Origin of the sequence: Synechococcus sp. H60.1 (assembly GCF_047462335.1) — a bacterium.
Lineage (GTDB): Bacteria > Cyanobacteriota > Cyanobacteriia > Thermostichales > Thermostichaceae > Thermostichus.
Map to the genome: position 1 here is coordinate 34210 of NZ_JANSJA010000017.1, position 9819 is coordinate 44028.

Consider the following 9819-nt stretch of genomic DNA (forward strand, 5'->3'; position numbering starts at 1 on the left):
AAGAGGGGCTGGGGGTGAGGGCCTCAACCTCCCAAAAACAGCTCCAGCACTTGGGGATTGCGCAACAGGTTGGGGCCAGTATCCTCAAAGCGGTTTTCTCCCATGGACAAGACGTAGCCCCAGTTCGCTATAGCCAGAGCCTGCTTGGCATTTTGCTCCACCATCAGGATACTGACGCCAAGGCGGTTGATCTCCTGCAGGAGAGCAAAGGTCTGCTCAACGTACAGGGGCGACAGGCCAGCAGTGGGCTCGTCCAGTAACAACAGCCGGGGCTCTGTCATCAACGCCCGCCCCATGGCCAGCATCTGCCGCTGCCCACCGGAGAGGGATCCCGCCGCTTGCTTTCGCTTCTCTTTTAGGGGCGGAAACAGCTCATAAACCCGCTCCAGTTGAGCAGTGTAGTTATCGCGCCGGATAAAGGCCCCCATCTCCAGGTTTTCCTCCACCGTGAGGGAGGGAAAGACATTGTTGGTTTGGGGCACAAAGCCAATCCCCCGCCGCACCAGTTGCTCGGCAGGGAGATGGGTGATGTCAGAGCCTTGGAACAGCACCCGGCCAGAGTGGATGGTGGCCAGCCCAAAGAGGGACTTGAGCACCGTGGATTTGCCCGCGCCGTTGGGGCCGATGATGACCACAATTTGGCCCGGATTGACCTTGAGGCGGATCCCTTTGAGGATGTCCACGCCGCGGTAGCCGCTGTAGAGATCCTGAATCTCTAGCAAAGGGGTCATGGGGGGGATCCCTCCGGCGAGACGGTGGAGGCCGGCCCGGAGCTGAGAGCATCCGCCAGGGCAATGGATCCGAGATAGGCCTCACGCACGGCTGGGTTTTGCTTGATTTCCTGCATGGATCCCTGCGTCAGCACCCTCCCCCCCGCCATGACCACCACATGGTGGCAAAGGCGAGTCACCAGATCCAGGTCGTGTTCGATGATGCAGAAGGTGCAGCCGCGCTCACGGTTGAGGTACTCGATAAAGCACATCAAGTCCGCCAGCAGGGTGCGGTTGACACCAGCCCCTGGCTCGTCCAAGAGGATGACCCGCGCGTTCGCCATTAGAGTACGTCCCAGTTCCAGCAGCTTCTTTTGTCCGCCGGAAAGGTTGACCGCCAGTTGATCGCGTAGGTGGATGAGGTTGAGCCGTTCCAAAACTTCTTCAGCCCGAGCCTGAAGCTGGCGCTCTTGCCGTTGCACGCGTCGCCAGCGGAACCAGGTGTTGAACAGGTTCTCCCCCGCCTGCTCAGGAGGGACGACCATCAAGTTTTCTAGGACGGTCATGCGGCCAAACTCCCGCGGGATCTGGAAGGTGCGCACCAGCCCGCGGTGGAACAAGCGGTGGGGAGGCAGGCCGGTGACATCTTCCCCATCCAGCCAAATGCGGCCGCTGCTGGGTCGAATAAACCCGGCAATGATGTTAAAAAGAGTTGTTTTCCCCGCCCCGTTGGGGCCGATCAAGCCCGTGATCCGGCCAGCTTCGATGCGGAAGGAACAGCGATCCAGGGCATTGACGCCGCCAAACTGTTTGGAGATGTTGTCGATAACAATCACGCTGCTGCTCTGGGAAAACTCGATTACCCAATGGATCCGCCATTGTATGAACTTTTATCGTAGGATAGCGAGCCCTATTTAACCAAACTCGGGAATAGGTTTGCCAAAAAGCTACTCCTTGGGGGTTGGGCTGACTCTAGGAGGGAACTCTCCGAGGTAAGCCAACGTCTGCTTCTGTACCATCAACTTTTGGGAATCCCAGTTTTATTCCCTCATTGGAGGTTCTTGGTTATGTCCTCTGTGCACAAACTGACCCGGCGGGCCTTCGCAACGGCGGCAGCTCTGACGGCAGCGGCGCTGGCCACCACCCTGCTGCCGAGCACAGCTCAGCAAGCAGCCCAAACCCCGATCAAAATTGGAGCGCTGCTGTCTTTGACAGGCGACCTGCAAGCCTATGGGGAAAACTGCCTCAAGGGCATCAAGCTGGCCCTGGATCAGATCAACGCTGCTGGCGGCGTCCTCGGATCCCAAATCCAAGTGGTGGAGGCGGATGACCAAACCTCAGCCCAGCCGGCTATCGATGCTGCCCAGCGGCTCGTGAATGTGGAGAAGGTGGCCGCCATTATTGGTGCTTTGGGCAGTGGCGTTACCATCCCAGTGGCCACAACAGTAACAGTTCCCAGCAAGATTCCGCAGATTTCGCCCGCTTCTACTGCTCCCAGCATCACCACCTTGGACGACAATGACTTTCTGTTCCGCACCGTTCCTTCCGATGCTTTCCAAGGGGTAGCCCTGGCGCAAATTACCCGCGAAGAGAAGCTGGATCGCCTGGCGGTTATCTACATCAACAACGACTACGGCCAAGGGCTGGCCGACAGCTTCAAGGCAGCCTTTGAGAAGCAGGGAGGCAAGATCACCAAGGCCGTCCCCTACGAGCCCGGCAAAGCCTCCTACCGCGGCGAGCTGGATCAGCTCAAGGAAGGGGATCCCCAGGCCCTAGTGGTTATTGGCTATCCAGAAAATGGTGCGGTTATCCTGCGGCAGGCTTTGGAAGGGGGGCTATTTGACCGCTTTGTCTTCACAGACGGCATGCGCTCTCCCGATCTGGCCACCCAGGTGGGGGCGGACAAGCTTGAGGGATCCATCGGCACTTCGCCCCAGGCCCTCACCGATAGCAAGGCTTACCAGAGCTTTGCCGAAGCCTACAAAACTACCTACGGGGAGCTGCCCCCCACGCCTTACATTGACACCGCCTACGACGCCGCCTTCCTCTTGGCTCTGGCCATTCAAAAGGCCGGCAGCACCGATGGCACCGCCATCCGCGATGCTCTGCGGCAAGTGGCCAATCCCCCCGGCACCGAGATCCTGCCAGGAGAGTGGGCCAAGGCGGTGGAGCTACTCAAGAAAGGGGAGGACATTGACTACACCGGTGCTTCCGGCTCGCTGAACTTCGACGAGAAGGGAGACGTGGCTGGAACCTTTGCCCACTGGACTTTTAAAGAAGGAAAGATCGTGGATTTGCAGGTGTTTGAGCCGGAAGGCTAAGAGTCTTTAGGCCGGTGGTGCTCGGCTTGGCCGGGCCAGTTCCCGCCTAAGCTCAAAAGCGGGGGTCTGCAGAGGAGACTTTTGCAGGCCCCTGTTTTTTGGGGAAGATCAACAGGAGGGGAGCAAGTCTTTGCTGTGAACCTGTACCGAGATGTGCTGCGGCCCTTGCTTTTTTCGGGCCTGAGGGCTGACCCGGAAGCGGTCAAGGTGGGGCTCTTGCGCGCCCTGGAGTGGCTGGACGCCACCCAGGCTACCGGGATCCTGGCTCTTTTGGAGCGCCTGTTCTGCTATCGGGATCCCCGGCTAGAAGTACGGCTCTGGGGCCTCACTTTCCCCAATCCCATCGGCCTGGCCGCGGGCTTTGACAAGGATGGTCACGCTTTGGCCGTCTGGCCCAGCTTGGGCTTTGGCTTTGTGGAGGTGGGCACCGTCACTCCTCAGCCCCAGCCGGGCAACCCCAAGCCGCGCCTGTTCCAGTTGCCCCAGGATCGGGCTGCTCTCAACCACATGGGCTTCAACAACCAGGGGGCGGCAGCTCTGGCCGAACGGCTGCGCCGGCTGCGCCAACGTCTCATTCCCATTGGCATCAACCTGGGCAAAGGGAAGGCCACCCCCCTGGAGGCGGCGGCTGCCGACTACCTGGCCAGCTTTCGTCTGTTGCGGGAGCTGGGAGACTATTTTGTGGTCAACGTCAGCTCCCCCAACACGGCGGGATTGCGATCCCTGCAGGCTGCCGAGCAGTTGGCGCCCATCCTAGCGACGTTGCAGGGGGAAAATCGCGGACAGAAGCCCCTTTTGGTGAAGATTGCCCCTGACTTGGATTGGCCAGCAATTGACGCCATCCTGGAGCTGGCCCAAGCCTACGGACTGGCGGGGATTGTAGCCACCAACACTACCCTGCGCCGCGACAACCTGAAAACCCGCTTCCTGCCCGGCCTGGGGCCCCTCGCTACGGCAGCCGGCGGCATCAGCGGCGCCCCCCTGCGACAGCGCTCCACCCAGGTGATCCGCTACATTCACCAAGCCACCCAGGGGCAATTGCCGATTATTGGAGTGGGGGGCATTTTCACTCTGGCCGACGCCCTGGAGAAACTGGAGGCCGGGGCCAGCCTGCTCCAGGTCTATACCGGCTGGGCCTATGAAGGGCCAAGCCTAGTTCCCCGCCTGTTGCGCGGCCTGGCCGCTGCCAGGAATCCCGCCCCTTTCTCCTCGGAGAGAATGCCGCCAGGGATCCAATCCGGGCGTAAGATTGTTATGGATCCCTGAGGGAACTTGCCGGTGAACCTGCTGCAACACCTGTTCAAAACCCCCCATCCAGTTATTGGGGTGGTTCATCTGTTGCCGCTTCCCACCTCCCCCCGTTGGGGCGGCGACCTGGAGTGGGTGATCGCTCAGGCGGAGCAGGCTGCCACGGCCTTGGCAGCAGGAGGAGTAGATGGGATCCTCGTCGAGAACTTTTACGATGCGCCCTTTGCCAAGGAGCAGGTGGATGCGGCGGTGGTGAGCGCCATGACTGCAGTTGTCCAGCGACTGAAAATGCTGGTCTCCCTGCCCATCGGGATCAACGTCCTGCGCAACGATGGCTACAGCGCCCTAGCCATTGCCGCCTGTGTGGGGGCCCAGTTTATCCGGGTCAATGTCCTCTGCGGGGCGATGGTGACCGACCAGGGCATCATTGAGGGAAATGCCCACCGCCTGCTGCGCTACCGCCGCGAGCTGGGGGCCGACATCAAGATCTTTGCCGATGTGCTGGTGAAGCACGCTCAGCCCCTAAGTCCCATTAGCCTGGAGGCGGCTATCGCCGACACGGTGGAGCGCGGCCTAGCCGATGCCATTGTTCTCTCCGGCTGGGCCACCGGAAAACCGCCTCTTCTGGAAGATTTGAAGCTGGCCCGCCAAGTTGCCCCTCAGGTACCTCTGTTGATTGGCTCAGGGGCCACCGCCGAAAACATCGGCACCCTCATCCGCCACGCGGATGGCGTGATTGTGGCCAGTTCTCTGAAACGGCCGGCCCGTTCCGCCGGCATGCCGGTGGGCTGTGCGGATCCCTTTCCCCTCATCGACCCCATCCGGGTGCGGCAGTTTGTGGAAGCATTGCACCTTGGCCTGGGCGAACAGCCCGCCAATCCGGCTTGCCTGGCCACTCCCAGCTCTAGCTGCAGCTAGACCTCAGGGATAGAATTGGCATTACTTCGTCGTATCAGGGTTTCTCCTCATGTTGTCGGCTGAACTCGAAGGCTGGCAGCCTTCCCCCAGCTTGGTTTCCGCTCCCGTTGGTGGGACGGAGCCCTTGCCCTTGGAGGAAGTTTCGTGGAGCCACGTGCCGGCTCAGGTTCCCTGCATTTGGGTCATCGACGATGACCCGGTGAACGGTCGTTACATCGGCGAAGTCCTCAAAAGCTCCAACTACCGGGTGGAAAGCTGGGAAAGCGGCCAGTTGGCCTGGGAGCACCTGCAGACCCTGGATGAAAGCGAATGGCCGGATTTGATCATCTGCGACTGGGTCATGCCGGGTTTGTCTGGAGTAGAGCTCTGTCGCCGTCTGAAGCACTCCGCTGCCGGCCAGTTTGTCTACTTCCTTTTGCTCACCGCCCGCTCCGAAGTTGAGGATCGGGTGCAGGGGCTGGATGCAGGGGCGGACGAGTTTATCGTTAAGCCGGTCGAGGCTGAGGAGCTGCGGGCCCGGGTACGGGCGGGACTGCGCCTGCAGCGGCTCACCCGAGCTCTGGCCCAGGCCAACCGGCAACTGCGGGCCCGCAACGAGCTGTTGGAGTCTCTGTCTTTGACGGATCCCTTGACTGGAGCCTTGAACCGCCGCGCTCTCGACCAGGCGTTGCCCCATTTACTCAAGCAGGTGGGGCCCCGTGGGCAAGCCCGCTATCGCTATCTCTGCCTGCTGATGATGGATGTGGATTACTTCAAGCAGGTCAACGACACCTACGGCCACTTCATCGGCGACTGCGTGTTGCAGGCCCTTGTTGGGCGGCTGCACAATCAACTGCGTCCCTCCAGCCTGCTCTACCGCTACGGCGGCGAAGAATTTGTCTGCGTCACCCCTGGGCTCAACCCCGCCCACTGCCACCGCTACGCCGAGTCTCTGCGCCGGGCCATCGCCAGCCGGCCAATTGACGTTTCGCCCAAACGCAGCGTGCCTGTCACCATTAGCATTGGCGGGATCGTTATCAGCGAAGATGCCCCCTTAGATCCAGAAACTGCTCTCCAGCGAGCGGACGAGGCCCTCTACCAGGCCAAGCAAGCCGGGCGAAACTGTGTACGCCTCTTCCTGCCATCGCTACTGGAGAACTACTGTCCTCCGCCGGGCTCGAGAGGGTAGCCGGAAGCTGCCGCCAAGGCTTCCAGCGAGCGCAGCCCCACGTAGGTGCGGCCGTTGATGATCCAGGTGGGATAGCTGGTGATCCCTGCTTCTGTGCATGCCTGGGCTTGGGGCGTACCGGGACCGTTGGGGGAGCACTCCACGTAAGGCACTTGGGCAAAGGCCGACCCAAACAGCTCTTTCTGCTCCTGACAATGGGGGCACCAGTAGGCCCCGTACATGGTGCCGCCGATCTGCCGCAGGTGGGCCGCCAACCCTGCCGCCAGGGGGCTGGGGGGAGGAACTTGGTTGGCATACACCCCAATGGTGGTCACCAAGGTGAGAAAGCTCACGAGAATGTAGCTAAAGGCCAGCTTGCCCCAATCCAGCCAGCGGTGGCCCAGCAGGGTTACCGCCCACAGGCCGGCCACCAAGACTATGGCGGTGGTGCAATACAGACAAAATTGCCGCAGCACCCCCACCATCAGGTAGAGCATGTACATTTCAAAGGCGGTCATGGCGGAAACCAGACCAAACAGGGCCGGCCAGCGCCACCGCTTCACCAGCGGGATCCCATCCGGCAGCACCGCCAGCGCCAAGACCCCCAAAAACCCCAGCAGGCCAACTGTTGCCGTCGGGATCCCCAAAAACTCTGCCCAACGGCTGGAGAGCACCAGGTCGCACCCCCCATCCCCCGTGCAGAAAGCGGCAGGCTGATCGGTCAGCTTGGTGTAGGTGAGGTAGGCCGTCAACAGGGATCCCAAGCTGGCCAAGGTTGCCAAGATGGGACGAGCATGGCGCTGCAGCCAGGTCTCTTCTTGGGTTCTGAGTTTGAGGTAGAAGGCCATGGGGTTCTAGAGCGTTCCAGCAGATGGACACCCCCGATTATAGTGGGGCAGCGTTGGCCTCGTCCGTGGGATCCGAGGCAGAAGAGCCGGCTGAGCGCCGCACTTGGGCAGCAAACCTATCCCCCAGTGGCTCCAGCTCCAAAATAGATCCCATCTTGGAGTTGGAAATAGGCCGGTCGCAGATCCCCCAGCGGCGACGAAAGTAGCGGGCCAGATCTTTTTCGGCCAGAGCCAGATACACTGGCCGGCCATGGGGACAAGTGTGGGGATTGGCGGTGCGCTGCCAGGCCTCCAGTAACTGTTGCATCTGCTCCAGGGTAAGGGGGATCCCATTGCGCAGGGCGCCACGACAGGCTACCGCCACTTGAGCTGATTCGAGGTCAGCACAGCGGCTCAGCTCCAGGAGGGATCCCTGAATCTCCTTGGGATCTTCCGACCACAGGGCCAGAGGCAGGCGGCGCACCAGATAGGTGTTGGGGCCAAAGGGTTCCGGCTCCAGCCCTAATTGCTCCAACTGCTCCACGGCTTGGGGGGATAGTCCCTCCAGCATGACCGGCGTCTCCAGCTCCACCGGCTGCCAATGCTGTTGGATGTACTCGTAGCGCACCCGCTCGTGGGCCAGGTGCTGTTCCACCAGCCATAGCCCCTGAGGGTGCTCCGCCAGGATGTAGATTCGGTGCAGTTGGGCCAGAGCCCTAAGAGGGGGCAGGGAGGGAGCCGAGCAAGCGGGAGCAGCAGGAACTGGGTTGAAAGGAAGATGGGGCTGCCGGCTGGCCTCATAAACCGACTTGGCCTCGCTGGCCCGGATGAGATGCACCGAGCGGCGGCTGGCTTGGCCAGATCCCGATTGGAGAAGAGCCTGCAAGTGCTGGCGCAATTGCTCCTGTCGGATCTCCGGATCCTGGAGATAGAGCTCGCTCTTGGCAGGATGGCGATTCCAGTCCACCTGCTCTGGCGGCAAGCGCAGGTGCACCACCACCAGCGGGTAGCGGTGGCGGGGCAAGGCGTGCTGAAAGACTGACTGGATCACCCGTTGCCAGTCTGGCATCTGCACAAAGCGCCCGTTGACGGCCAGGCGGATCCAATCGGGGCGGGGGCGATGCAGACGATCCGGCAAGCCCAGCACCATTTCCCAATCGCTGTCCCCCTCTCGGATCCGTCGGTAGCGCAGATCCGAGGGATCCACCTGCGGTAACACTTGTAGCAGCAGATCTTGCAAAGACTGGCCCGGCCACAGGCTGAGCAACAGTTGCCCCTCCTGGCGCACCTGCCAACTCACCCAAGGATGGGCCAAGGCTGCATTCTGCACCAGTGTCAAGAGCGGGCGAGTCTGGGGCAGGGAGCGGCGGCGCAAGGGCCAATCGGCAAACAAATCCGCCACCGTGACCACCGTTCCCAAGGCCATGGCTGCTGGTTGCCTGTGGGTCAGCTCCCCTTGGCGGTCGTAGGCGGCCAGCCAGCCGTGGGCATCCGCAGCATGGCGGGTCTGAATCGTCAGGGATCCCAGGCGGGCCAGGCTGTGCAGGGCTTCGCCCCGAAACCCCAGGCTACGCCCATCTAACTTGCTGGTGGTGTGGCGGCGAGCCACCTGCTCCAACTCCGAACCTGGGATCCCTTGCCCATTATCGGCCACCCGCACCTGCCAGCGACTGGGCCAAATCTCTACCTGAATGCGGGTGGCCTGAGCATCGAGGGCATTTTCCAGCAACTCCCGTAGGGCCGCCTCCAGCGAGTCAATCACCTCTCCCGCGGCCATCTGGGCGATCCGCTCTGGGTTCAGGGGCTGGATTTTGGACATGGAGTGAGTTGAGAAAGCAGACCCTCTTCCTGCCAGCCTGTCGCCGAAAGGCCAACAGCGTCGAGCTTTAGCTTAGCTCTCTCTCTGTTGCCGGTGGACAGCGCCTTGCTAATAATTTTCATTAACTTCAAGGGCCCTCTCAGGCAAAGTGAAGGATTGCTGCTCTGCCCCCCTACCCGTTGGCAACGGCCAAGAGCTCCGAGAAAAAGAGAGCTGAGTGGGTGGACAGTTAAAGGAAGCCTTAAAATCCCAACCCCAGTCATCAGCCTCTACTAGGATTTAAATAATAAAATTTCTCATTAAGGGGGAGATTATGGCAGCACAGCAAGCTCCGGCCAAAGAGCTGTTTAGAGAGGCCTTTGAGAATCGCTACACCTGGGATAAGGACTTTCCTGGCTACCAAGCTGAGATAGCCTACTTTCCCAAAGAAGGTGACAGCAGCCTCTCCTTCTCAGGAGTTGTGAGTATTGACCGCAACATGAAGATTGATATTGCCGGCGTCGAGGACGAGGAGATCCGCCAGAAAATAAGGGAACAGATGTGGGAAATCATGGTGCATCGCGTTCGTCATTCCTTCGACGAAGAACACGGTGGCCACACCTTTGTCTATGGAGAGCCACAAAATTCAGACATCACTGAAGTTCTTGTTTCGGGCTTATCTTCTACCGATAGGTACTGGGTTCAGGACAAGCACATTCAAAGGGTGCATCGCCATCTTGCCAATCGGACAATTACAGTCTCAGTTCAAGAGTTTTACGATACAGGTGAGGGCTACCTACCCACTCACTACACTGCTGAGTATGGTAGCCCAGGAACCGAAGAAAAAACT

The 9819-nt window shown here is 60.5% G+C and carries 9 protein-coding genes; 5 read left to right on the forward strand and 4 right to left on the reverse strand.

Going from position 1 to position 9819, the window contains the following annotated elements; genetic code table 11:
- Positions 1-23: 23 nt before the first annotated feature.
- Both NW852_RS00825 and NW852_RS00830 read right to left on the reverse strand, forming a co-directional pair.
- Positions 24-731 (reverse strand): ABC transporter ATP-binding protein, encoded by a 708-nt coding sequence (locus tag NW852_RS00825; protein WP_414372143.1) that lies wholly within the window; start codon positions 729-731, stop codon positions 24-26.
- On the reverse strand, positions 728-1546 hold the full coding sequence (locus NW852_RS00830; RefSeq protein ID WP_414364022.1) for an ABC transporter ATP-binding protein: 819 nt from the start codon (positions 1544-1546) through the stop codon (positions 728-730). Before NW852_RS00830 ends, NW852_RS00825 begins: the two co-directional genes overlap by 4 nt.
- A 231-nt stretch (positions 1547-1777) precedes the next feature.
- Between NW852_RS00830 and NW852_RS00835 the strand changes: the two genes are divergently transcribed.
- The 4 genes from NW852_RS00835 to NW852_RS00850 all read left to right on the forward strand — a co-directional run bounded on the left by NW852_RS00835 (position 1778) and on the right by NW852_RS00850 (position 6365).
- Positions 1778-3031 carry an ABC transporter substrate-binding protein gene (locus tag NW852_RS00835; protein WP_414364021.1) on the forward strand — a complete coding sequence of 418 codons (1254 nt, stop codon included), beginning with the start codon at positions 1778-1780 and terminating at the stop codon, positions 3029-3031.
- Between the two features lie 135 nt (positions 3032-3166).
- Entirely contained in the window at positions 3167-4297 is a 1131-nt protein-coding gene (locus NW852_RS00840; RefSeq protein ID WP_414364020.1) for a quinone-dependent dihydroorotate dehydrogenase, read from the forward strand.
- A 12-nt stretch (positions 4298-4309) separates the two neighbouring features.
- A complete protein-coding gene (btpA, locus tag NW852_RS00845) occupies positions 4310-5197 on the forward strand; it encodes a photosystem I biogenesis protein BtpA (RefSeq protein WP_414364019.1) in 888 nt (295 codons plus the stop codon).
- A 49-nt stretch (positions 5198-5246) separates the two neighbouring features.
- The gene (locus tag NW852_RS00850) at positions 5247-6365 is read left to right on the forward strand and encodes a diguanylate cyclase (RefSeq protein WP_414364018.1); all 1119 of its coding nucleotides are present in this window, start codon (positions 5247-5249) and stop codon (positions 6363-6365) included.
- Here the strand turns inward: NW852_RS00850 and NW852_RS00855 are convergent.
- Complete coding sequence (locus NW852_RS00855; RefSeq protein WP_414364017.1) at positions 6335-7192, reverse strand: vitamin K epoxide reductase family protein; 858 nt, start codon at positions 7190-7192, stop codon at positions 6335-6337. The genes NW852_RS00850 and NW852_RS00855 overlap by 31 nt on opposite strands.
- A 37-nt stretch (positions 7193-7229) precedes the next feature.
- The gene (gene mutL, locus NW852_RS00860) at positions 7230-8990 is read right to left on the reverse strand and encodes a DNA mismatch repair endonuclease MutL (RefSeq protein ID WP_414372147.1); all 1761 of its coding nucleotides are present in this window, start codon (positions 8988-8990) and stop codon (positions 7230-7232) included.
- A 313-nt stretch (positions 8991-9303) separates the two neighbouring features.
- On the opposite strand from mutL, the gene NW852_RS00865 reads away from it, so the two are divergent.
- A partial coding sequence (locus tag NW852_RS00865; protein ID WP_414426388.1) for a DUF3386 domain-containing protein occupies positions 9304-9819 on the forward strand: 516 nt, incomplete at its 3' end.